The 824-nt window shown below is 70.3% G+C and carries 1 pseudogene; it reads right to left on the reverse strand.

Annotated features, from left to right (window positions below):
* A pseudogene (locus FVW27_RS17625) lies at positions 1-824 on the reverse strand (PEP/pyruvate-binding domain-containing protein); the annotation flags it as partial.

Consider the following 824-nt stretch of genomic DNA (forward strand, 5'->3'; position numbering starts at 1 on the left):
CAGCCGGGCCAGGAAGTCGTCGGCCATGGCCTCGGCCTCGTCGGCATCGCCCAGCCGCACGTCCAGCAGGCGCGTTTCCGCCAGCAGCATGCCCAGCATGGCCAGCCGCTTCTGGATCACGGCCTCGGCGTCCGGGCCGTGGCGGGCGTCCAGCAGGTCGCCACGGGTCTTCACGGCAAAGCCCTGCCGGGCCAGCACCCGTTCCAGCACGCGGATGCGCAGTTCGCGCCCTTCCGCCGCCGCGCCGCCGCCCTTGAAGCGGAACTGGATGTAGTTGGTGCGGTCCTCGGGAGAGCACAGGGTATCCACCAGCGCGAAATGGTAGCCGAAACGCATCATCAGGTGCGCGTAGTGGGCGGAGATCACCGCGTAGCTGGCCAGTTGGGGGGCATCGCGCCGGAAGATGCCCGCGCTTATGCGGTCCAGCTCGTTCCAGTCCGCCGCCGGGGGCATGTTGGCCCACAGCTCGCGCGCGGCGGACAGGCCGAACCACAGCGCCCACATGGGCGTGGAGCGGAAGTCGTCGGGCCCGATCTCTTCCTTGCCCGCCGCCGTGGGGAACAGCCCGTCCTCGATGTTCAGCACGTACATGATCATGGGCACGTCGGTGCGCAGCTTCTTGGCACCGCCAAGGCCGCGCCCGCCGCGCCCCACGAGGGAGAACATCTCGGCCACGCCGCGTTCGTGGGCAAAGCGCACCAGGTCGTGCATGGACCGGCAGTTTTCGGGCGCGAAGTCGCTGGACGCCGGGTCCGTCAGGTTCAGCTTGGCGATGTGCTGCATGGCCCGCGCCAGGCGGCGCATGCCGCCGCGCCGTTCGCGCG

Source organism: Nitratidesulfovibrio liaohensis, assembly GCF_011682075.1.
Classification (GTDB): domain Bacteria; phylum Desulfobacterota; class Desulfovibrionia; order Desulfovibrionales; family Desulfovibrionaceae; genus Cupidesulfovibrio; species Cupidesulfovibrio liaohensis.